General features: G+C 33.1%; 23 protein-coding genes and 1 riboswitch. Of the genes, 8 read left to right on the forward strand and 15 right to left on the reverse strand.

Annotation, left to right across the window (positions count from 1 at the left end; translation table 11 throughout):
• Positions 1-8: 8 nt before the first annotated feature.
• Positions 9-794 carry a Fe-S cluster assembly ATPase SufC gene (sufC, locus tag CN601_RS08580; protein ID WP_091023520.1) on the reverse strand — a complete coding sequence of 262 codons (786 nt, stop codon included), beginning with the start codon at positions 792-794 and terminating at the stop codon, positions 9-11.
• Between the two features lie 243 nt (positions 795-1,037).
• Between sufC and CN601_RS08585 the strand changes: the two genes are divergently transcribed.
• On the forward strand, positions 1,038-1,283 hold the full coding sequence (locus CN601_RS08585) for a DUF2164 family protein (RefSeq protein ID WP_098118597.1): 246 nt from the start codon (positions 1,038-1,040) through the stop codon (positions 1,281-1,283).
• A gap of 387 nt (positions 1,284-1,670) precedes the next feature.
• Here the strand turns inward: CN601_RS08585 and CN601_RS08590 are convergent, their stop codons facing one another.
• Complete coding sequence (locus tag CN601_RS08590) at positions 1,671-2,387, reverse strand: DUF3298 and DUF4163 domain-containing protein (protein ID WP_098118598.1); 717 nt, start codon at positions 2,385-2,387, stop codon at positions 1,671-1,673.
• Between the two features lie 108 nt (positions 2,388-2,495).
• Positions 2,496-3,578: a serine hydrolase domain-containing protein gene (locus tag CN601_RS08595; RefSeq protein WP_098118599.1), complete on the reverse strand. Its 1,083-nt coding sequence runs from the start codon at positions 3,576-3,578 to the stop codon at positions 2,496-2,498.
• A 243-nt stretch (positions 3,579-3,821) separates the two neighbouring features.
• Here CN601_RS08595 and dltX point away from each other — a divergent pair, with 243 nt between their 5' ends.
• From dltX to CN601_RS08625, 6 genes are all read left to right on the forward strand, one after another.
• Positions 3,822-3,965, forward strand: a complete 144-nt coding sequence (gene dltX / locus CN601_RS08600) for a teichoic acid D-Ala incorporation-associated protein DltX (RefSeq protein ID WP_098118600.1) — start codon at positions 3,822-3,824, stop codon at positions 3,963-3,965.
• An 11-nt stretch (positions 3,966-3,976) separates the two neighbouring features.
• The gene (dltA, locus tag CN601_RS08605; protein ID WP_098170787.1) at positions 3,977-5,491 is read left to right on the forward strand and encodes a D-alanine--poly(phosphoribitol) ligase subunit DltA; all 1,515 of its coding nucleotides are present in this window, start codon (positions 3,977-3,979) and stop codon (positions 5,489-5,491) included.
• Positions 5,488-6,639: a D-alanyl-lipoteichoic acid biosynthesis protein DltB gene (dltB, locus tag CN601_RS08610; protein WP_098170788.1), complete on the forward strand. Its 1,152-nt coding sequence runs from the start codon at positions 5,488-5,490 to the stop codon at positions 6,637-6,639. The genes dltA and dltB overlap by 4 nt, the downstream gene beginning before the upstream one ends.
• Before the next feature lie 16 nt (positions 6,640-6,655).
• On the forward strand, positions 6,656-6,895 hold the full coding sequence (dltC, locus tag CN601_RS08615) for a D-alanine--poly(phosphoribitol) ligase subunit 2 (protein ID WP_098118603.1): 240 nt from the start codon (positions 6,656-6,658) through the stop codon (positions 6,893-6,895).
• Complete coding sequence (dltD, locus tag CN601_RS08620; protein ID WP_098170789.1) at positions 6,892-8,109, forward strand: D-alanyl-lipoteichoic acid biosynthesis protein DltD; 1,218 nt, start codon at positions 6,892-6,894, stop codon at positions 8,107-8,109. Before dltC ends, dltD begins: the two co-directional genes overlap by 4 nt.
• 185 nt (positions 8,110-8,294) lie before the next feature.
• Positions 8,295-9,266, forward strand: coding sequence for a 2-hydroxyacid dehydrogenase family protein (locus CN601_RS08625; protein WP_098170790.1), 972 nt, complete (start codon positions 8,295-8,297; stop codon positions 9,264-9,266).
• A 382-nt stretch (positions 9,267-9,648) separates the two neighbouring features.
• Here CN601_RS08625 and metQ read toward each other — a convergent pair whose 3' ends face one another.
• From metQ to CN601_RS08685, 11 genes are all read right to left on the reverse strand, one after another.
• On the reverse strand, positions 9,649-10,464 hold the full coding sequence (gene metQ, locus CN601_RS08635) for a methionine ABC transporter substrate-binding lipoprotein MetQ (RefSeq protein ID WP_098118607.1): 816 nt from the start codon (positions 10,462-10,464) through the stop codon (positions 9,649-9,651).
• A gap of 22 nt (positions 10,465-10,486) precedes the next feature.
• Positions 10,487-11,155: a methionine ABC transporter permease gene (locus tag CN601_RS08640; RefSeq protein ID WP_098118608.1), complete on the reverse strand. Its 669-nt coding sequence runs from the start codon at positions 11,153-11,155 to the stop codon at positions 10,487-10,489.
• 1 nt (position 11,156) lies between these two features.
• The gene (locus CN601_RS08645) at positions 11,157-12,170 is read right to left on the reverse strand and encodes a methionine ABC transporter ATP-binding protein (RefSeq protein ID WP_098118609.1); all 1,014 of its coding nucleotides are present in this window, start codon (positions 12,168-12,170) and stop codon (positions 11,157-11,159) included.
• 137 nt (positions 12,171-12,307) lie between these two features.
• A riboswitch (SAM riboswitch) is annotated at positions 12,308-12,419 on the reverse strand.
• Between the two features lie 77 nt (positions 12,420-12,496).
• On the reverse strand, positions 12,497-12,859 hold the full coding sequence (locus CN601_RS08650) for a hypothetical protein (RefSeq protein ID WP_098118610.1): 363 nt from the start codon (positions 12,857-12,859) through the stop codon (positions 12,497-12,499).
• A gap of 202 nt (positions 12,860-13,061) precedes the next feature.
• Positions 13,062-13,385 (reverse strand): thioredoxin family protein, encoded by a 324-nt coding sequence (locus CN601_RS08655; RefSeq protein WP_098118611.1) that lies wholly within the window; start codon positions 13,383-13,385, stop codon positions 13,062-13,064.
• Positions 13,386-13,400: 15 nt separating this feature from the next.
• The gene (locus CN601_RS08660) at positions 13,401-13,751 is read right to left on the reverse strand and encodes a ribonuclease M5 (protein ID WP_091023583.1); all 351 of its coding nucleotides are present in this window, start codon (positions 13,749-13,751) and stop codon (positions 13,401-13,403) included.
• A gap of 367 nt (positions 13,752-14,118) precedes the next feature.
• Positions 14,119-14,502 carry a glycine cleavage system protein GcvH gene (gene gcvH, locus CN601_RS08665; protein WP_098170792.1) on the reverse strand — a complete coding sequence of 128 codons (384 nt, stop codon included), beginning with the start codon at positions 14,500-14,502 and terminating at the stop codon, positions 14,119-14,121.
• Between the two features lie 45 nt (positions 14,503-14,547).
• Positions 14,548-14,904 carry an arsenate reductase family protein gene (locus tag CN601_RS08670; protein ID WP_098118613.1) on the reverse strand — a complete coding sequence of 119 codons (357 nt, stop codon included), beginning with the start codon at positions 14,902-14,904 and terminating at the stop codon, positions 14,548-14,550.
• A gap of 327 nt (positions 14,905-15,231) precedes the next feature.
• The gene (locus CN601_RS08675; RefSeq protein WP_098170793.1) at positions 15,232-17,016 is read right to left on the reverse strand and encodes an acyl-CoA dehydrogenase family protein; all 1,785 of its coding nucleotides are present in this window, start codon (positions 17,014-17,016) and stop codon (positions 15,232-15,234) included.
• Positions 17,017-17,086: 70 nt separating this feature from the next.
• Complete coding sequence (locus CN601_RS08680; protein ID WP_098118615.1) at positions 17,087-18,262, reverse strand: acetyl-CoA C-acetyltransferase; 1,176 nt, start codon at positions 18,260-18,262, stop codon at positions 17,087-17,089.
• A 20-nt stretch (positions 18,263-18,282) separates the two neighbouring features.
• Positions 18,283-20,664: a 3-hydroxyacyl-CoA dehydrogenase/enoyl-CoA hydratase family protein gene (locus tag CN601_RS08685; protein WP_179865500.1), complete on the reverse strand. Its 2,382-nt coding sequence runs from the start codon at positions 20,662-20,664 to the stop codon at positions 18,283-18,285.
• A gap of 278 nt (positions 20,665-20,942) precedes the next feature.
• On the opposite strand from CN601_RS08685, the gene CN601_RS08690 reads away from it, so the two are divergent.
• On the forward strand, positions 20,943-21,083 hold the full coding sequence (locus tag CN601_RS08690; RefSeq protein WP_098118617.1) for a YuzL family protein: 141 nt from the start codon (positions 20,943-20,945) through the stop codon (positions 21,081-21,083).
• Positions 21,084-21,262: 179 nt separating this feature from the next.
• On the opposite strand, the gene CN601_RS08695 is transcribed toward CN601_RS08690, so the two are convergent.
• Positions 21,263-22,180, reverse strand: coding sequence for a proline dehydrogenase family protein (locus CN601_RS08695; RefSeq protein ID WP_098118618.1), 918 nt, complete (start codon positions 22,178-22,180; stop codon positions 21,263-21,265).
• Positions 22,181-22,370: the final 190 nt, after the last annotated feature.

Below are 22,370 nucleotides of genomic sequence, written 5' to 3' on the forward strand. Positions count from 1 at the left end.
CTATCCGATTAAGCTTCTTGCCCAACAGTCTCGTCTTCGATACCTAACTCTTGTTTAATCCAGTCATATCCTTCAGCTTCTAAACGAGCAGCTAATTCAGGACCACCTGATTTTACAATGCGACCTTGCATCATTACGTGAACGAAGTCAGGAGTAATGTAGTTTAATAAGCGTTGGTAGTGAGTGATGATTAGGCAACCAAACTCTTCTCCACGCATTTCGTTAACACCTTTAGAAACAACTTTTAACGCATCGATATCTAAACCAGAGTCGATTTCATCAAGAATTGCAATCTTAGGTTGAATCATCATCATTTGAAGAATCTCATTACGTTTTTTCTCTCCACCTGAGAAACCTTCATTTAAATAACGTTGAGCCATTTCTGGATCCATTTCTAAGAATTCCATGTTTTTATCTAAAGTACGGATAAATTTCATTAAAGAAATTTCATCGCCTTCTTCGCGACGTGCGTTCACTGCAGAACGTAAGAAATCTGCATTTGTTACACCGCTAATTTCACTTGGGTATTGCATAGCAAGGAAAAGACCAGCTTGAGCGCGCTCATCAACTTCCATTTCTAATACATCGTTGCCATCAAGCTCGATGCTACCACCAATTACCTCATATTTAGGATGACCCATAATAGCAGATGATAAAGTTGATTTACCAGTACCATTTGGTCCCATGATTGCGTGAATTTCTCCACCTTTTACTTCAAGGTTTACACCCTTAAGAATTTGCTTTCCTTCAATAGCTACTTGAAGGTCTTTTATTTTTAATGTAGAAGCTCCCATTTTACACCCTCCATAATAATACAAATAAAATTCTATAAAATAGAAAATGGCTATTTTAAGTTCATTCTCATTTTATTCTCATTCTAATCTTAAAGCAATTAAAAAGTATTTTCAAGCTGTGCACTATTTTACCAAAAAAGTTTTATTCCGTGTAACTTTTTTTCACAAAAAAAGAATAAATAAAGATACTATATATATAGGAAATAAAAAATCTAATATTACATCTATAAAAAGGAGAATTTTATGTCTAAATCAACAAAGCTCTCACCTGATCAACAGAAATTTGCGATAAACCAACTACAAACATATTTCTTAAACGAAAGAGACGAAGAACTTAGTGAGTTAAGTTCAATGCTGCTATTAGACTTTATATCACAAAAACTTGGGCCAATGTTTTACAACAAAGGAATCGAAGACTCACAAAGATTCATGGCCGAACGAGTTGAAGATCTTTACGCACTATTATTAAAAGAACAGATTGAAGATTAGATTTTACACACTCTGTCGTACATACTTAATTTAGATTATTCATTATTTATATAGTTGTTCAATTTATTCTTTTTATTGTTAAAACAAAACTATGATTTAATGCAGACTATACCATTATTCACGAAAAAGCCTAATTTCATAAATCAAATTAGTAAATAATTAAGGGAAAGAACCTTCTATTAAATGAAGGTTCTTTTTTCGCTGTTGAAAAATGAACTTGTCAATCGATCAGCAATATAGTTTCAATGTAATAAAAGCTGTATGTTGTTCAAATTCTCGCTTTCCATGGGGCGAGATTCCCTTTTCCAATATTGAACATTGTATATTTCACCACAAAACACAAAGAACCTTCGTCTAAAAATGAAGGTTCTTTTTTCGTGGTGAAGTTTATTGATAAACCTGAACAGGTATAAAGACTTCAGGCATGCCAGCAGCGTATGCAGCTACTTCGTATTCTTTAAAAATCAACTTGATTCCTGCATGGTCAAATGCCCATAGTCGATTTTTATCACTTAAGTCAATCTCATTTGGCGACTTTATTAAAACATATCCTTTATATTTCTTTTGCAATTGTTGATATGCATATTCTTGGACTGATTTTGTATTTTCGTTAATTAATTTAGATAGTGGAACTATTTCACCGGTTTTAACATCAAAATTATATGTAGTTCCTGTTGTCATTCCATGTGCTCCACCTGTGTATGAATATTCTTTATATATGATACTTAATTTATCAAGATTATTATAAAGTACTTTATAAGTAAAAACATATTCATAAGGTCTCCATGGACCTTGGCTAGAATCCCATTTTGCCTTTGCTTCTTTCTCATCTTCCAATAGTTTTAAACGATTATTATTGGCTGTATCTGCCCCTTGTTTTAAAAGATTATTTATCGTTTGTTGAGCTGTTGAATTAGGTGCTCCACTGATTTGTGGATATTTAATAGGTGCATCATTTAATTTTTGTTCACTGATTTTAATATGTCGAGTTAATGCATTTTCCTTGATTGGTGTTTTTGTTTCGGCATTACTAGACAAAGTAAAGCTCAAATTAATACTACCAATCATTAGTAATAATAAGAAATAATAAACAAGTTTTTTCACTAGACTCCTCCTACTTTCTTTATCAAAAAATAGTATGAGTATCTTTTAAAGGATTTATGAAATAATTTGCTATCTATATAAGAGTATTCTAGTAATCATCAAATTCTATTACACTAATTTAAACAATTTCATTGCTACATTAAGTGTATTTGGTTTCATTTTTTGACTATTAGAAAAGACGATTACAATTGTTTTTGAGATTGGATCGAAGACATTTATACAATCAATTCCACGAAATACTCCATGATTATATACATATCCCCCTTTAATATAAATTCCGAAAGCATAATGATGTTGATATGGCTTAGTAAATTGAACAAAACTTTTACTGGATATTAGTTTATGCGATAAGAGTGCCTCGTCCATTTTTTGTATTCCTGTAACTGTTGAAAAAATATCACCACAGCCTAGTAGGTAGCTAAAATTCGGAAGTCGTAATTGCTTCGGTTCGCTGTTAGTTTGAATTAATTTATATCCTATTGCATGATTCTCATTTTTGTAAAAATCATTCCCTTGTCCAATTTCAGTAATATTCGCTTTATCAAAAATATTTGTTTTAACATTTTCTCCATATGATTTTCCAGTTACTTTCTCAATAACGTAAGCAAGTAACATATAATTTGCGTCATTATAGTCCCATTTGTTTAACGGTTTATACTGACTATTTGATTTAACTATTTCCTTAATTAGATTGGTTGATGAAATCGTATTAAATAACTCTTTTTGCAGTTTAATTCCAGAAGTATGTGAAATTAAATGAAATAAAGTTAATTTTGATCCATTCGGAAAATTCGGTATGTATTTTGAAATTGGATCGTTAAAAGAGATCAAACCTTTTTCTTTTAATTGCATTAACGATGTGGCAACAAAAAATTTAGAAATCGAAGCAACTGGATAATAAGTATTTGGTGTATTCGGTAACTGACTAGTGACATTTCGATATCCATATCCCTTTTTAAGAATATTTTCTTCATTTTTTCTAACAAGTACCACTCCGTTAAAATGAATCTGCCGTAAATAGGTATCCATTGCTCTCGTATTCTTATTTTTGTTAGTAGAAAATTCCGTTTTAACCTCTTTAAAGTGACTCGAAACCTTTGCCTTAGTAGGGCTTTTATGCCAGATAAAACTACAAAGAGGAAACATTACAATAAAAAAACAAGTTATCACTAATAGATAAAACTTTTTCATCAATCCACCATCCCTGTAGAGTAGAGATTTTTAGGAACCACTATCCTTCTTCAACAAAAATCACCTTTACTTAATTGTAATAACGAACTCGTCCATTAATCTTTATATTTTCATTAGAAAAAATTTACCTTAATTTTAATAATTTATTATCTAACACTTAATTAAAAGGGTGTTTGGTTAATTTTTTATTTTTTCTACGGTGTTATAATACGTCTAGCTAAAAATTAGGAAAGGTGAAAACAAATGGACAAAATCCATATTTTTCGTTCAAAAACCTTAAGATTTTTGTTTTATACTGCATTTTATTTATCAATTTTACTTGCACTACTGTACTTGTATGGATTTAAAGATGCTTTTACTGGCACCTATATATATAACGATTTTTAGGACGTGAAAAGATGAAATCAATTATTGAACAAATAGATTTATGGGCTATCAATACCCCAGACACGATTGCTTTTCAAAATAGTGATTATTCATTAACTTATAAAACTTTAAAACAACAATCAGATGCCATTGCTAGTTGGATTGTTAAAAATAATTTTACAAATAAGCCAATTATTGTGTATGGTCACATGCAATTAGAGATGATTTCAACTTTCTTAGGATGTGTAAAAGCAGGTTGTGCCTATATCCCGGTTGATGAGTCGATTCCTTTTGAAAGGCTCAAAAAAATGATAACTAACTCTGGAGCAACTTTATTGATTACTCCAAAGGAATTTTCATTAGAATTTGAAGCAATTAAAGTCATAAATCTTGGCGAACTACAAAAGATTATTCGTTCTACAAATCTAATTGATTCTTTAACTGATTTCTACGTTAAAGACGATGAAACATTTTACATTATTTATACTTCTGGGAGTACTGGCGATCCAAAAGGAGTTCAAATTACAGAAAAAAACTTACGCAGCTTTTCCGGATGGATTTTAAATGATTTTAATTTACAAAAAGGTCAACGCTTTTTGAATCAAGCACCTTTCTCTTTTGATTTATCAGTGATGGATTTATATCCTTCGTTATTATCAGGTGGAACACTTATCGCTGTTGAAAAATCATTGATTGAACGACCAAAATTATTATTCGATTATTTAATGGAAAGAAATCTCGAAGTTTGGACATCTACACCGTCCTTTATAGAGATGTGCATGATGAATCCAGATTTTAACGAAGCCTTCCTACCTAAATTAAAGACTTTTCTTTTTTGTGGTGAAGTACTTTCGAATAATAGCGCTAAACAGCTTTTATCTCGATTTCCTAATGCGGAGATTTATAATACTTATGGTCCAACGGAAGCAACTGTTGCAGTAACATTTGTAAAAATTACTGAAGAAGTGATCAACAAATATTCACCGTTACCGATTGGTGCTCCAAAAGACGATACTGTTATTTACATTATGGATGAATTGGGAAATCCACTACCTGAAGGTTCAACTGGAGAAATTATTATAGCAGGTCCAAGTGTTAGTAAAGGCTATCTTAATAATCAATTAAAAACTGAAGCAGCTTATGACCAGATCAATGGAATGAACGCCTATAAAACTGGTGATTCGGGTTACTTTGAAAATGGTTTACTATTCTATAAAGGTAGAATTGATTTCCAAATAAAGCTACACGGTTATCGCATTGAAATTGAAGATATTGAAAATAACATTAGAAAATTACCATTAATTCATTCTGCAGTTGTATTTCCAGAAATGAAGGATGGTAAATGTATAAATTTACATTGCCTAGTAGTCGTTAAAGAACATAATTTCGAAAAGGAATATCACTTAACACGTTTTTTAAAAGAAGAATTAACTAAATTTATGCCAACTTATATGATACCAAGAAAATTTAGCTATCAATCAAGTTTGCCAATGACTACTAATGGTAAAGTAGATCGAAAAAAATTATTGGAGCAAGTATACCAATGATTCCATATGGTACTTTTACGTTTTTTGGTATTTTATTTGTTCTATTAATCCCAGCGGTCATAATAGGCTTTTTAGGAAAAAGATTAACTAACTACACATCGTTTCTTACTTTTGTGTTTTTATTAATAATCTTTTCCTCTTCTAAAATACAAACATTCTATTTAGTTGGCTATATCTTCTGGGTAGTCATTTTAATAAAAGGTTATGGTATTTATCGAAAGAAAGCGAACCATTCCTTTGTTTATTACTCAAGTGTATTTTTATCGATTTTACCTTTAATTATTGTAAAGGTATCACCACTCTTTGAAAGTACTACAATCTTAGGTTTTTTAGGGATATCCTATTTAACGTTTAAGACAACACAAGTAATTATCGAACTTCGTGACCAAAGTATAAAGGAAATTAAAACTGCTGATTTCTTGAGGTTTTTATTGTTTTTCCCAACTATTTCTTCTGGTCCAATCGATCGATTTAGAAGATTTCAACAGGATTCTCAAAAGGTACTAACAGCTAGTGAATATCGTGAGTATTTTCAATTTGGAATTCATAAAATATTCATTGGTTTTCTCTATAAATATATAATTGGATATTTAATTAACACACACATCCTTGAAACTCAGTTTGCATTAGGTCATACATTTGTTTCAAATCTGACGTATATGTATGCATATAGTTTGTATTTATTTTTTGATTTTGCAGGCTATAGTGCATTTGCGATCGGTGTCAGCTATTTAGTAGGTATTAAAACCCCTGAAAACTTTAATATGCCATTTATTAGCCGGAATATAAAAGATTTTTGGAATCGCTGGCACATGAGCCTATCTTTTTGGTTTCGAGACTATATATATATGAGAATTGTATTCTTACTTACAAAGAAAAAAATCATTAAAAACAGAAGAAATATCTCATATATCGGATATACCACCCTATTTTTAGTAATGGGTGCATGGCATGGACTTCAAATAAATTATCTACTCTATGGCTTATATCAAGCAATATTGATGTGTAGTTTTGATTGGTTTGAACAGTTCAATAAGAAAAAAAAGCTTTGGAAAAATAATAAACTAACACATGTATTAGCGATCATTATTACATTTCACTTTATTTGTTTTGGATTTTTAATATTTTCAGGACATCTAGTGAACTAAAGGAGCCATCTATATAATGGAAAATTTAAGAGAAGAAGTTTTAAAAATTTTAGCTGATTTATGTAATACGGATGAAGTCATCGAAAACCCAGATGTACTTATTTTCGAAGATGGATTATTAGATTCATTTGGAACGGTTAGCTTATTAGTCGAAATTGAGGAACAAATCGGTATTAACGTAACGATTTCTGACTTTGATCGCGAGGAGTGGGCAACACCAAATAAGATTATTTCAATTCTAGAGGCTAGAAGATGAAAAAGGTCCAATTTTTTGGTATGATAACGGCTATTTTCATATTTTTACTTGCCCTATATCTTCCAAATTCTTTTTATGAACTTTTTATTACAAAAGAGCGTTTAAATAACACAGCAGCATCTTTAAACCCTAAAACATTTCAAGGCACTTTACTTCAAGATAAAATGTTAACCGACCCGAAATTTTTACCGATTTTTGGGTCTTCTGAACTTGCCAGAAGAGACACCTTCCATCCTTCTAGATTTTTTATGGGAGAAAAAAATGAATTCACCCCATATTTAATTGGTAGAGGAGGATCACAAAGTCTCGTTCATTTTCTTGATTTAGCCTCTTTAGGTGATGGAATAAAAAATAAAAAAATCGTATTTGTCTTGTCTCCACAATGGTTTATTCGACGTGGAATTAATAATACTCATTTTTCACCAAATTATTCTGCGCTTCAAACTTATTCATTCGTTCTTAATAATACAATTAATCGTTCAGTAAAGAAACAGGCTGCAAAGAGGCTTTTAACACTATCTATCATAAAAAAAGACTCTTTGTTAGTAACACAATTAAAAGCATTAACTTCAACTAACAAAAAAATTAAGTTCAAGGCATTTGTTGAAAAGCCTCTAGCTTACACATATTTTAAAATACTTGAAAAGAAAGATCTTTTTGAAACTGTTATTATGGATCCAGATAAAAATTTCCACTTAACAAAATCAAAGTATGAAGATTTACCCTGGAATAAAGTTGCTAAAGCCGCCGATAAAATAGGTCGTAGTCAATCCAGTTCGAACCATTTTGGGATTAATAATAAATACTATAAAAAATATATACAAAATCGCCTTGTTACATTTAAAAATTCTAAACGAAATAAAAGCTATAGCGTATCACCAGAATATGATGACCTTCAAATGGTATTAGCGGTATTAAAGCAAGAGCATACTAAAGCGTTGTTTATTTCCGTTCCAGTAAATGGACCTTGGTATGATTACGCCGGATTCCCTAAAAAAGTTAGAGAGGTTTATTACAAAAAGGTAAAAAAACAAATTGGAGATGCAGGTTTCCATGTAGCTGATTTTTCTTCTCATGATTACGATAAGTTTTTCCTAAAAGACACAATTCACTTAGGCTGGAAGGGTTGGGTATATGTAGATCGATCTTTAAATAAGTTTTATTCAGTAAACCATACGCCCTCTACCGCAAGTTTAAATCATAATAGATATTAATAAAAAGCAGACCTTTGTCTGCTTTTTTTGTCTCCAAATAATAAATGTGGATTTTTACTAAACAAACTAAAAAGTAAATATATTCTCTAATCAGCCAAATACTAAATAAACAAAAACTTAAAACTTCATTTATAATTAAAAAGTTAACATCCATAAAATTAAATTGTTGAAGGAAGGTTTCTATTTTGGCACATATTTTAGTAGCAGGTAAAATTCCAGAAAAGGCTGAGGAACTTTTAAAAGATCATCATGTTACTGTTTTTGAAAACGAGCAATTAATTACTGAGGACCAATTGTGTGAATTAGTTAGTGAGGTTGATGCAATTTTAAGTTTGCTATCTACTCCTATTACAAAAAGAGTAATTGATTCAGCTAAAAATGTAAAAATTATCGCTAATTACGGAGCAGGATTTAATAATATCGATGTTGATTATGCATCTAGTAAAGGAATCCATGTTTCAAACACCCCTATGGTTTCTACGGACGCAACTGCGGAGTTAACTTTTGGAATTCTTTTAGCTATTTCTAGAAAAATAGTCGAAGGAGATGAACTTTGCCGCACAAAAGGTTTCGAAGGATGGGCTCCATTATTTTTTAGAGGAACAGAAGTTTCCGGAAAAACGATTGGAATTTTTGGTTTTGGAAATATCGGACAAGCAGTAGCTAAGCGTGCTAAGGCATTTAATATGAATATTATTTATAATCAACCAAGAAGATTAAGTAAAGAGCTTGAACAAGAATTAAATGCAACTTATGTATCATTAGAAGAATTAATACAGACTTCTGACTATATAACACTTCACTGCCCTTATAAACAGGAGCTACACCATTTGTTTGGTAAAGAAGAGTTCGCAAAAATGAAAGATACTGCATTTTTTATAAACGCTGCTAGAGGCCCATTAGTGAACGAGCAGGAATTAGTAATTGCTTTAAAAGACGGCGTAATTGCCGGTGCTGCATTAGATGTATTCGAATTCGAACCAAAAATCACAGAAGAACTAAAATCACTAACAAATGTTGTTTTAACACCCCATATCGGTAATGCAACATATGAAACACGCGATGCTATGTCAGAGATCGCTGCTAAAAATATTATCGAGGTCATGGCTGGTCGAACACCAGTCTCACCTGTAAATGATGTTCTAGTGAAAAATTAGTACTAAACCCGCAAGGAAATTGGGATTCCTTGCGGGTTTTTTTGTGCCTTTTATTAAATGGAGTTCATTATTCTCCCAAGTTTTTAGGATTTAACATTTGAAAAAGCAGTATATCAACGAGTAACTGATTTATATCAACGAGTAACTTCAGTATATCAACGAGAATTAGTGTTATATCAACGGAGTTCACAGCTATTTCAATATAGTTCACATAGTGTTCGTGTTTTTCAAAATAATAAAAGCAGGGATTTAGTGGCCAAATCATCTTATGAACAAATCCCCACACTTTATGAACAAAACAGTAAAAACAGCTACAATACGAAGTATCGCCTCTCCCCCAAAAAAAGAGGATGTCTCAAAATGAGACATCCCCTCTAATTCATTATTGGCTTACAGGCACTACAGCACCTTTATATTTTTTAATAATGAAATCTTGAATCTCTTTAGAGTGTAATACTTTAACAAGTTCTTTGATTTCTTTTTTGTTTTTATCACCTTTACGAACAGCAACAATGTTTACGTATGGAGAATCTTTTCCTTCTAAAGCAATTGCATCTTTCATTGGATTTAGTCCAGCATCAATTGCATAGTTTGTGTTGATTAATACTGCGTCACCTTCATTGTTTTGATAAACTTTTGGAAGCATACCAGCGTCAACATTAGCTTCGAATTTTAAGTGTTTTGGATTCTCAGCGATGTCTTTAATTTGAGCAGTAGTTGGATCAATACCTGCTTTAAGTTTAATTAAACCTTCGTGTTGTAATAAGCTTAACATACGACCATGGTCAGCTACAGAGCTACTCATGATGATTTTAGCTCCATCTGGTAGATCATCTAAGCTCTTATATTTTTTAGAGTAAACACCGATTGGCTCGATGTGAATACCACCAGCGTTTTCAAATTTATAACCATTTTCTTTCATTTGAGACTCTAAATAAGGAATGTGTTGGAAATAGTTTGCATCTAATTCTTTTGAAGCTAATGCCTTATTTGGTAAAACATAATCTTGGAATTTAACAATTTTCAAGTTAATTCCTTCTTTTTTAAGAATTGGTTTAGCTTGTTCTAAAATAACTGCGTGAGGTACATTTGATGCACCTACTACTAATTCTTTATCTTTACTATTAGCACCACATGCTGCTAAAGATAATGCTAATACACCTGCTCCTAAAACGCCTGCGATTCTTTTGAATTTCATTGTCGTTTCCTCCCTAATATCATTAAGCTCTTTTATCTATTTTTGTTGTAATTAAATCACCAATAAATTGAAGAATAAACACGATTAATAAAATAATAACTGTCGCAACAAATGTAACTTCGTTATTTGAACGTTGGTACCCTTCCATAAATGCTAAGTTACCAAGTCCACCACCACCTACTACACCTGCCATTGCTGTATAACCAACAATTGCAATAGTAGTAACAGTTAAACCTGAAATAATTGCTGGTAACGCTTCTGGAATTAACACTTTTACGATGATTGTGAAAGTACTAGCTCCCATTGCTCTTGCAGCTTCAATTACACCTTTATCTATTTCACGTAAGCCTATTTCAACCATTCTTGCGTAGAATGGTGCAGCACCGATTATAAGTGCAGGTAATGCTGCTTTTGCACCAAGCATTGAACCAAGAATAAAGATTGTAAATGGAATTAGTAAAATGATTAATATGATAAACGGTATTGAACGAAAAATATTTACAAACGCTGCTAGGATTGTATTAAAAAATTTATTTTCAAGAAGTTGGTCTTTACTAGTTAAAAATAAGAATAAACCGATTATTATTCCAAAAATAAACGTTGCCACCGCACCTATAACTGTCATAAATAATGTTTCTTGAGTGGCTATTCGCATCGCTTCCCAATCGACATTTTGAAAAAGTTGTGCCATCTTATGCTACCTCCACTTCAACTTGTTTTGATTCTAAATAAGAAATTGCCTCTTTGATGTTATTTCTATCACCAACAAGTTGAATTTTCATAGTCCCATAAGATCCTTCAGCGGTTTGAACAATTTTCCCTTGCAAAATATTAACTTCAATTTCAAAGTGTTTTACTACTTCAGAAATATGCGGTTGGTCTGCTTGTCCATTTTTAAACGTTAGCTTGTAAGTATTATCATTCCCAACACTTTTAGAAATCACTTCATTGTCCAATTCTTCATCTGTGCCTTTAATTTGCTTTACAAATTTCTTCGTAATTGATTGTTTAGGACGTGTAAATACATCTACAACATGGCCTTCTTCTACAACTTGTCCATTTTCCATTACGGCAACTCGTTGGCAAATTTTCTGGATAACATGCATTTCATGTGTGATTAGAATAATCGTAATACCTAACTGCTTATTAATATTTGTAAGCAAAGCTAAGATTGAATCAGTAGTTTCTGGATCTAATGCAGAAGTTGCTTCATCACATAAAAGAACATCTGGATTATTAGCTAATGCTCTTGCAATTCCAACACGTTGCTTTTGTCCACCACTTAGTTCAGAAGGATAAGCATTTTCTCTTCCTTCAAGTCCCACTAGTTTGACTAATTCCTTCGCACGAGTAATGCTTTCCTGTTTAGGTACTTTAGCAATTTCAAGTGGGAAAAGTATATTTTCTAATACAGTTCTTGACCATAATAAATTAAAATGTTGGAAAATCATTCCTATTTTCTGTCTTGCTTTTCTTAATTGACTAGATGAACATTTCGAAATAGATTGACCATTAATAATAACCTCACCTGATGTTGGTGATTCAAGTCCGTTTAGCATACGTAATAGCGTACTTTTCCCTGCGCCGCTATATCCGATCATGCCAAAAATCTCACCTGCACTAATCGTTAACGATACATTTTGTACCGCGGTAACTGTGCCTTTTTTACCCTTGTATATTTTACTTACATTATTTATTTGAATCATACTAGTTCTCCTTTCAAAACATTCTAACAACTCATTCTTCAATTTTTTGTAAGAACGTACTTTTTTAGTCGCATAATACAAAAAAACCTTTCAACTCACATGAGCAGAAAGGTTTTACATACAAAAAGTATTCCTTTCTCTCATCTCTCAAAGCAATTTGCTTTGCAGGAATTAGCACCATTTCAATGACGATCATTGACGGTTGCTGGGTTTCATAGGGCACAGTCCCTCCACCTCTCTCGATAAGAGTTAATCTTACGATATATTAAGTTGTTTAACGTATTTCTTTAACGTAAGTCCAATTCTACAAACTTAGACACAAGTTGTCAACAATTTTCCAAAAGTTTTTTATCACTTTCTACACTTGTATATTGAAAAATTGTTTCAATCAGTAGTAATAAGCGGTAATTCCCATCAAATGAAGCATCCTTTAGCTTTAACAATAGACTTAATCTCTGCGAACCTGAATATAGCGATTCCCATCCATCTTTTGTAAAGTTAACTCTAAGTTGAGGTATTGAGCGATCGATTACCTCAATAAAAGGTGCCTTTTTGCTAAATCTAACAAATAGTTTTTCATTTATTCCGTTAAACTCTACTATTTTTTCTTCAATTGGTAAAATAATTTGTAAATATTCTTTTTTTATAAATAAGTTTTTAGCTTGTCCAACCCACTCCTTAATTTCCATCTTAAACACCTCTTTTTGGATTCTTTAATCTATTTTCTCATAGATTAGAGGTGTGTTCTTTATATTTCGCTCGACATTTACTTGATAAAAATCTATTATTTAATATTATTTCTACACAATTCAACTCATTTCCCGAGAAATATGTCTAAAAACAGGAAATAGTTTAAGGCAATTAAAAAAGAGCGCATCATTTTGAATGCGCTCATCGTTTAATATATAAATTATATTTTTTTAACAGTTCATGTAAATATGGAACAGATTGGAAAGCGTAGATTTTTTGTTTCATTTCCCCATTTTCAAAAATAAGTAAACAAGGTACACTTTCGATCTTCCAGCTTTGAGCTTCCTCCACAATTTCATTAATATTTACCTTACTCATTGGTAAATTCGGCAGAATCTCGTTAACAATTTCTAGCATTTTTGATGCTACTTGGCATGTACCACACATTGCGGTATATATATAAATCACGGTAGTCTCTTTTGACTGTATTCTTTGCATTAAATCTGTCTTTGTCCATTGCTGCATGATCATTATTCCTCTTTAATTTGTTCGTAAATAATCCGTAAATACTGAAATATCCGCTCCTAATAATACACTTGCTAAATGTTGACTTGGAGCTGTTGCTACTTCTCGATAACTTCGATCAATGTACAGATGTTCAGCCTGTGGAAATTCTCTTTTTAACAATCTTCTAAGCTTCTCACCAGCCTCATCTGCATCGACTAACACATAAATTTCTCTTAAATCTAACATTTCAGCAAGCTCATCTAGCTTTGAAGTACCAACTGTACCATTCGTACAGATAATATCTACAGGCTCCTTTATAATCGTCTGTATTTTTCTCTTATCAGTAGTACCTTCGACAATGATAACTTTTCTTTGATCTTCAATATTCACTGGGCATCACCTAATGTATAGGACTCAAAAACTTTTGACTAAAAATCTTTTGTATATAGTATATTCGATTTTCCCTTTGTTGTTTCCTTTTTTTCCCTAAATGAAAATGTCCCTTTAAATTATGTTTTATGTAAATAAGTTAAGCTTTATTACTGCAATTATACACATAAATTTAAAAAAACACCCATGTGGACACTTCAGACTATTGGCAAACGCACGCGTTCTTCGTTACTTCAACTGTTTGCGATTCTAATTACTGCCTAGTATAACGCCGCTCTGAATCATCCAACTTGTCTTGATGTTTTATCAATGAAATTTCTATAAATAAAAGCGCCCCAAAAGGACGCTTAATGTAAGATAATTAGTCTTGGTTAATCATTTCTTCGTATTGACCAGCAGTCATTAACTCATCAAGTTCAGAAGCGTTTGTAGCTTCAACAACTACCATCCATGCTTTTTCGTAAGGAGATTCGTTTACGAATTCAGGATTTTCATCTAGATCAGCATTTACTTCAATTACTTTACCGCTGATTGGAGCATAAAGTTCAGATACTGTTTTTACAGACTCAACGCTACCGAATGGCTCATTGATAGTAAGATCGTCGCCTACTTCTGGTAGCTCAACAAATACGATATCTCCAAGCTCTGATTGAGCAAAATGAGTAATACCGATATAGTATTTATTACCTTCAACTTTTACCCACTCATGTTCTTCTGAATAACGTAGTTCCTTTGGAATTGACATTGTGAAATCCTCCTCTGATTAATTACCTTAAATTTTATAGTTATTTTATAACCAAACTTTTTCAAATACTTCTTCATTAAAACCAACTGTTGCTTGATCTCCATTAAAAACTAGAGGTCTTTTAATTAATTTACCATCGGAACTTAGTAGTTCTAATAGCTCGTCCTCAGTTTTTGTTGGAATAACATCCTTCAATCCAAGCTCACGATATTTAACGCCACTTGTATTAAATAATTTATTTATAGAAAGTCCACTTGCTTTATAAATATCAGCAAGTAATTCCTTTGAAGGTGGATTTAATGTAATATCAATTGCTTCTACTGTAATATTATGTTCTTTTAGCCATGAAGCAGCTTTTCGACAAGTTCCACATTTTGGATATGTATAAAAAATGATACTCATTTAGCAACTCCTCCCAAATTCTATTTTATCACAGGGAATATGCGAGTTAAAATACTTCCGTTCGAAAATTCTGTAATAATTTGTCGCACATCAATATTATAGCATAATAATCACGTTTCACTAGTAGAACGTTCGTGTTTTGATACATTTTTTAACAAAAAATCATATATTATTCTAAAATACCATGGTAATTCCCAAAAACCTTCGACTAATCACTTAAATATAACTCAACTTATACTAGTATGGCACAATCCATGGGAAAATTATCCTTTTAAACGAATTAAATTAAAGAAAAACTGCCGATCTAAAATCAGCAGTTTTTTTAAATTATACAGTATAACGTTCCTCGTCTAATACATTAGCTGCAATTTCACGCTTTTTCGCAATTACATTAATTGGCGTGTGGCGTGTAAACTTACGAAGTGCTGAAGTCATCATTCGTAAAGTATCTCCAGACTCAACAGCTACAAGTGTTTCTTTAGCATGTGCTTCGATTTCGTTAAATGCTTCTTGGCAGAATACTTGAGTATAAAGTAATTTTTGATTTGATTTTTCAAGCCCTACTTTATTAATTGCTTTTTCAGTACGCAGAACTGTCGATTCCATTGCGTATACATTGCTAACGATATCTGCAATATTTACTAGAATTTCCTGTTCGTTACTTAATGCTTTACCGAACTTTTGAACCGCTAAACCTGCGATCATAATCGCAATTTTCTTTGCATTACGTACTAGATATTTTTCTTGCTCTAACGGCGCATCCCCAACTTCTGATGGCATTAACATCATTAATTCTTCTTGAATTTGTTGTGCTTGTTGAAGTAATGGTAGTTCTCCCTTCATTGCTTTTCGAAGGAATGTGCTTGGTACAATTAAACGATTAATTTCATTTGTACCTTCAAAAATTCGATTAATACGTGAATCACGGTAAATTCTCTCAATTTCGTATTCAGCCATGAAACCATATCCACCGTGGATTTGTACGCCTTCATCAGCTACATAGTCTAATACTTCTGAACAGAAGAATTTGTTTAATGAACATTCAATAGCGTACTCAGCCACAGCTGCTGCAACTGCTTTAGGATCTTTTGCTTGCTCTTCTGTTAATTGACTGAAGCGGTCTTCAAAAAGTCCTACAGTACGATATGCTGAGCTTTCACTCGCATAAATTTTTGTAGCCATACTTGCTAATTTTTCTTGAATTAAACTAAATTTAGCAATTGGCGTTTTGAATTGTTGACGTTGATTCGCATAGATTGCTGATAATTCTAAAGCACGTTTTGAACCACCAACTGTACCTACAGCCAATTTATAACGACCAATATTTAAAATATTAAATGCAATAACGTGACCTTTTCCAATTTCACCTAAAAGGTTTTCTACTGGAACTTTTACATCCTCTAATATCAATGTGCGAGTAGAAGAAGATTTAATACCCATTTTCTTTTCTTCTGGGCCAGTTGAAACACCTTCAAATTCTCTTTCAACAATGAATGCTGAGAAGTGCTCTCCATCAATTTTTGCATAAACAACAAATACATCAGCAAAAGCTGAGTTTGTAATCCATTGTTTTTCACCATTTAAAATATAGTGAGTTCCTTCAGCATTTAATTTAGCAACAGTCTTAGCTCCTAATGCATCTGACCCCGAACCTGGTTCAGTTAATGCGTAAGCAGCAAATTTCTCGCCTGATGCTAAACCAGGTAAATATTTTTGCTTTTGATCATGATTTCCAAATAATACGATAGGAAGTGTTCCAATTCCAACGTGAGCTCCTTGAGAAAGTGAGAAGCCGCCGGCGCGGGATATTTTTTCAGTTATTAATGCAGAGCTAATTTTGTCTAATGCAATTCCACCATACTCTTCAGGTACATCCGCAGCTAAAAGTCCAAGCTCACCTGCTTGTTTTAACAATCTTACTGTGCGGTCAAATTCATGTTGCTCTAAATACTCTAACTCAGGTAATACTTCATTAATGACAAACTCTTCAGTTGTTTTCGCAATTAATTTATGCTCATCTGAAAAATCCTCAGGAGTAAAAACTTTATCAAATGTCACTTCATTCGTTAAGAAGCTTCCGCCTTTAAGTAAATCACCAATTGTTTTTTCCATCAATAACTCCTCCTATTTAATTAAGTAATTATTTGAAAACCTATTTTAGCAATCTATTAACACCGATCGATTAAATTAATTCAAATACTCCAGCGGCACCCATTCCGCCACCTACACACATCGTAACAATACCGAACTGCTCACCACGACGCTTCATCTCATGCAATAATGATAAAGTTAACTTAGTACCAGTACAGCCAAGTGGATGACCTAAAGCAATAGCCCCTCCATTTACGTTTACTCGGTTCTCATCAAGTCCTAAATGACGAATAATTTGAATTGATTGAGAAGCAAATGCTTCATTTAGTTCAAATAAGCCGATATCAGATATGCTTAATCCTGCTAATTTTAACGCTTTTGGAATTGCTTCAACTGGCCCAATTCCCATAACTTCAGGAGCTACTCCAGCTACTGCAAAAGATCGGAATTTTAATAGAGGGCTTAACCCTTCAGCCTCCGCTTTTTCACGGTCCATTACTAATACCGCTGCTGCACCATCACTTGTTTGTGAAGAATTTCCTGCTGTCACAGAACCTCTCACATTAAATGCCGGTCTTAATTTAGCTAATACTTCAGAAGAAGTCCCTTCTCGAACACCTTCGTCTTGAGAGAAAGTGAAATGCTTTTCTTCTAATTTATGATTCGAGTTTACTGAACGAAGAGTTACATCAACTGGAACGATTTCGTCAACAAAACGGCCTTCTTTAATAGCAGCTGCCGCACGCTGATGACTGCGTACTGCAAAAGCATCTTGATCTTCTCTCGAAATACCATATCGATTAGCAACTTGCTCTGCAGTATGGCCCATTCCCATATAATATTCAGGTGCATTTTCTACTAATCTACTATTTAAACGAGCAACATGCCCTCCCATTGGAAGTAAGCTCATTGATTCTGCTCCGCCTGCAATAATAGCCTCAGAGTGACCTAACATAATACGTTCACTAGCAAAAGCAATACTTTGTAGGCCAGAAGAACAATAACGGTTAACTGTAATTCCAGGCACTGAATGTGATAATCCCGCTAATGCACCAATGTTTCGTGCCATATTAAATCCTTGCTCAGCCTCTGGTGAAGAGCAACCAAAAATAATATCGTCGATTGGACCATCATAATTTCCTGCGCGTTTTAATGTTTCCTTTACAACTAATGCCCCTAGATCATCTGGACGAACCGTTGCTAGTGATCCTTTTTTCGATTTACCTACAGGTGTTCTTGCACCCGCTACAATAACAGCTTCTCTCATGTTCTTCCCTCCATCTCCCATTAATTACGTAACGGTTTTCCTTTAACAAGCATATGTTGCATACGTGCTTGGGATTTCATTTCAGAAATTAAACTTATAAATGCTTCACGCTCTATATTTAATAAATACTCTTCATCTACAAGCGTTCCAAACGGTACTTTACCACCTGCAATTACGTACGCTAGTTTTTTAGCAATTGTTAAATCATGCTCACTTATATAGCCAGAGTAATACATAGAATTTGCACCAGCTAATAAAGTGGCATAACCAGATTCACCAACTACAGGTACTTTTTCGCGAATAGGTGCACTATATCCACCTTCATATAACTCAAGTACACGTTGCTTTGCTTCATAAATTAAATGATCTGCATTAAACACTTTACGGTCATTATGGTTTAAGAAACCATTTTCAAATGCTTCTTGAGCAGAAGTAGAAACTTTTGCCATTGCAACCGTCTCAAATACTCGATTAGCAAGGGCTTGTAGGTCAAATTGAACTCCTTCTGGGAACTCTTTTAATTGTTTAATATAAAGCTCTTTACTACCGCCACCGCCTGGGATTAAGCCTACTCCAACTTCTACTAACCCCATATAAGTTTCAGCTGACGCTACTACACTAGCAGCTGGTAAACAAATCTCAGCACCGCCGCCAAGTGACATTCCATAAGGAGCAACTACTACAGGCTTATCAGAGTATTTAATTTTCATCATTGCCTGTTGGAATGCTTTCACAACCATTTCAATTTCAAAGTAGTTGTCATCTTGTGCTTCCATTAAGATCATGGCTAAATTAGCACCAACGCAGAAATTCTTAGATTGGTTACCAATCACTAAGCCTTTATAATTCTTGGAAACCTCATCAACTGCGAAGTTAACCATTTGCGTAATATCCATACCAATTGCATTGCTCTTCGTATGGAATTCTAAACAAGCAACTCCATCTCCAAGGTCAATTAAACTTGCTCCAGAATTTTGTTTAATAATTCGACCTTGCTCCTTTAAGACGCTTAACTTAACTTCTTTATCATTTCTTACTAGTTCTTCATACTTTTCATTGTGATAGAAGCTAGTAACTCCGTTGTCTTGCTTGTAGAAAGTTTCGTTGCCATTATCGATCATACTCTTAACCCAATTTGGGACAGTTAAACCTTCGCTCTCCATTCGAACAACGGATTTAGATACACCAATTGCATCCCAAATTTCAAACGGTCCTAAGTCCCAACCAAATCCCCATTTCATTGCTTGGTCAATTCCAACGATGTTATCAGAAATTTCACCAGACAATTCAGCAGAGTACACTAACACCGGGCTAATGATGCTCCATAAGAAATTACCTGCACGATCATCAGCATATACAAGCGCTTTCAATTTATTGGCTAAGCCCTTAACTTGTTTAATACTTTCAGTTGATGCCGTACGCAAGCTTTTTCTTTCCCCATATTCAAATGTGCTTGGATCTAATTCTAAAATCTCTTTACCTTGCTTTAAGAAAAATCCTTGCCCTGACTTGCTTCCAAGCCATTTACGATTTGCCATTTCTTTCATAAATTCAGGAACTTTAAATACTTCCTTCTCTTCGCCTTCTACAAGGTCATATACATTGTTTGCAACGTGGATGAATGTATCTAATCCAACTACATCCAATGTACGGAATGTTGCACTAGAAGGACGCCCAATCATTGGACCAGTAATAGAGTCAACTTCTCCAACACTGTATCCGCCTTTTAGCATTTCTTGTACAGTTACAAGTAATCCATATGTTCCGATACGGTTTCCAATAAAGTTAGGAGTATCTTTAGCTAATACAACGCCTTTCCCTAAGACGTCTTCTCCAAAAGCTTTCATAAATGTAAGTACTTCTTCAGATGTATGTTTAGTAGGAATAACTTCTAATAATTTTAAATAACGTGGTGGGTTAAAAAAGTGAGTGCCTAAGAAATGTTTTTTGAAGTCATCTGAACAATCTTCAGACATTGCTTCAATGGAAATACCAGATGTGTTTGAACTTACGATTGAACCAGGTTTGCGAAATGCATCTACCTTAGCCAATACTTGTTTTTTAATTGCTAAATTTTCAACAACTACTTCAATAATCCAGTCAACTTCATTTAAACGACTCATATCGTCTTCAAAGTTACCCGCTTGAATTAATGATAAGTTTTTCTTTGATGCAAGAGGAGCTGGCTTTTGTTTCAATAATTTCTGAATAGCCGTTTGACTAAATCGATTACGGAATTCTATGGAGTCTGTAGTAAGACCTTTTGCAGCGTCTTCCTCAGATAGTTCTCTTGGTACAATATCAAGTAGTAATGTTGGAATACCTATATTTGCCAAGTGTGCAGCGATACCAGATCCCATCACACCGGAGCCGAGTACAGCGGCTTTTTTAATTCTTTGGATCATATGCATTTCTCCTCCTCGTTTCTTGAATGAATACTCATTCACTTTCAAGATAGAACAATCCGTAGCAAATGAGCACCTCTTCTTTCACTATATGATAAATTCTCATTTTTCGCAATAAACAAAAAGTTCAAATTAATAAAATTTTACAATTTAGTTTAAAGTCTTTTTCTCGACCTTAAACCATTTTCCTTTTCCTTTATTTTTTTCATCTAAAACCATTTTTTACTAATAAGTTTATTTAATTAGGTTAGTCTAAGAAATGGAGGTGATAAGAAATGAAACGTGAAAGAAACCCATCAAAGGGTGGAGTTAGTGCAGCAAGTGTTCAAGGTAATGCGAGTCATGGAGATCAAGGGCAAGAAAAAGGAAGACAAAGTAACAATCAACAGTACGGTAAAAAAAACATGGGGCAGTAAACTTTTTCACTAAAATACTTAATAGCAAAACTAGGACAATTATGATTTTAGCAATTATATGAATAATGTTGTTTTACTAATAACTTACTTATCACAAAAAAATCCTGTAAATAAAGAGAAAAAGGCTGACTAAAAAGGATCCTCACTCAATCCTTTTTAGTTAGCCTTTAATTTTAAAATTATTTACTGAACATACCTTTTAATACGAATGCTACGTTTGCAGGACGCTCTGCTAAGCGACGCATGAAGTATCCATACCAGTCAGTACCATAAGGAACATAAACTCGCATGTTATATCCTTCTTTAACAAGCTCTAATTGACGCTCTGTACGAATTCCGTATAACATTTGGAACTCAAATTGTTCATTTGGAATATTATGCTCTTTTACTAATTGTTTTGTGTACTCAATCATTGCTTCATCATGAGAAGCAATTGCAGTAAAGTTACCGTTTAATAAGTGCATTTTAATGATTTTTTTGAAGTTTTCATCCACATCTTTTTTCTCTGGGAATGCTACTTCAGCAGGCTCTTTATAAGCCCCTTTTACTAAACGTAAATTTGGGTTTAAACTGTTTAGATCTGTAATGTCGCTTTCAGTTCTGTATAAATAAGCTTGAATAACCGTTCCGATATTATCGTACTCAGATTTTAATTGTTTAAAGATACGAATCGTTTTTTCACAACGAGAGAAATCTTCCATATCGATTGTAACAAATACGCCATTCTTTTTAGCTGCCTCTAAAATACGACGCATATTCGCTAATACTAGCTCGTCCGAAATATCAAGACCCATTGAAGTCATTTTTAGCGAGCATTGAGAATTTAATTTCTCTTTACCAATCGCTTCAATTGCTTCAATACAAGAAGTAGCCATTTCATTTGCTTCCTCAACAGTGTCTACGAATTCACCAAGATAATCAATTGTTACTTTTAAATTCTTTTTATTTAAGTCCTTAATAACTTTTGTAGCTAAATCGATTGTTTCGCCTGCAACAAAACGCCCTGCACCAAATCTTAGGCCATATTTCTTAGCCATTTTAGTTAAAAACTTATTTTTAGACATAAATAAAAAAGCATTCTTCATAACTTGTTCCATTACTCTACCCCCAGAATTAATCTTAACTTTTCTCTCTATATATAATATTAATGTATCATCTTATGAAATTTGTTAAAACAATTATTTAATAATTTGTCGAATTTTGTTTATTGAAAATTGTATGCCCTTACTTAAAATTATATTATCATAATTTATTGATGCCGTCATCTTTGAAAATTATGGATAAGTA

Source organism: Bacillus sp. AFS017336 (assembly GCF_002555445.1).
GTDB lineage: Bacteria > Bacillota > Bacilli > Bacillales > Bacillaceae_G > Gottfriedia.

Bases quoted from the DNA above. Each gene is read 5' to 3' on its own strand.
- sufC (WP_091023520.1), bottom strand. From the start codon at position 794: ATGGGAGCTTCTACATTAAAAATAAAAGACCTTCAAGTAGCTATTGAA.
- CN601_RS08585 (WP_098118597.1), top strand. From the start codon at position 1,038: ATGTCTAAATCAACAAAGCTCTCACCTGATCAACAGAAATTTGCGATA.
- CN601_RS08595 (WP_098118599.1), bottom strand. From the start codon at position 3,578: ATGAAAAAGTTTTATCTATTAGTGATAACTTGTTTTTTTATTGTAATG.
- dltX (WP_098118600.1), top strand. From the start codon at position 3,822: ATGGACAAAATCCATATTTTTCGTTCAAAAACCTTAAGATTTTTGTTT.
- dltA (WP_098170787.1), top strand. From the start codon at position 3,977: ATGAAATCAATTATTGAACAAATAGATTTATGGGCTATCAATACCCCA.
- dltB (WP_098170788.1), top strand. From the start codon at position 5,488: ATGATTCCATATGGTACTTTTACGTTTTTTGGTATTTTATTTGTTCTA.
- dltC (WP_098118603.1), top strand. From the start codon at position 6,656: ATGGAAAATTTAAGAGAAGAAGTTTTAAAAATTTTAGCTGATTTATGT.
- dltD (WP_098170789.1), top strand. From the start codon at position 6,892: ATGAAAAAGGTCCAATTTTTTGGTATGATAACGGCTATTTTCATATTT.
- metQ (WP_098118607.1), bottom strand. From the start codon at position 10,464: ATGAAATTCAAAAGAATCGCAGGCGTTTTAGGAGCAGGTGTATTAGCA.
- CN601_RS08640 (WP_098118608.1), bottom strand. From the start codon at position 11,155: ATGGCACAACTTTTTCAAAATGTCGATTGGGAAGCGATGCGAATAGCC.
- CN601_RS08645 (WP_098118609.1), bottom strand. From the start codon at position 12,170: ATGATTCAAATAAATAATGTAAGTAAAATATACAAGGGTAAAAAAGGC.
- CN601_RS08650 (WP_098118610.1), bottom strand. From the start codon at position 12,859: ATGGAAATTAAGGAGTGGGTTGGACAAGCTAAAAACTTATTTATAAAA.
- CN601_RS08655 (WP_098118611.1), bottom strand. From the start codon at position 13,385: ATGCAGCAATGGACAAAGACAGATTTAATGCAAAGAATACAGTCAAAA.
- gcvH (WP_098170792.1), bottom strand. From the start codon at position 14,502: ATGTCAATTCCAAAGGAACTACGTTATTCAGAAGAACATGAGTGGGTA.
- CN601_RS08670 (WP_098118613.1), bottom strand. From the start codon at position 14,904: ATGAGTATCATTTTTTATACATATCCAAAATGTGGAACTTGTCGAAAA.
- CN601_RS08675 (WP_098170793.1), bottom strand. From the start codon at position 17,016: ATGGAAAAAACAATTGGTGATTTACTTAAAGGCGGAAGCTTCTTAACG.
- CN601_RS08680 (WP_098118615.1), bottom strand. From the start codon at position 18,262: ATGAGAGAAGCTGTTATTGTAGCGGGTGCAAGAACACCTGTAGGTAAA.
- CN601_RS08690 (WP_098118617.1), top strand. From the start codon at position 20,943: ATGAAACGTGAAAGAAACCCATCAAAGGGTGGAGTTAGTGCAGCAAGT.
- CN601_RS08695 (WP_098118618.1), bottom strand. From the start codon at position 22,180: ATGGAACAAGTTATGAAGAATGCTTTTTTATTTATGTCTAAAAATAAG.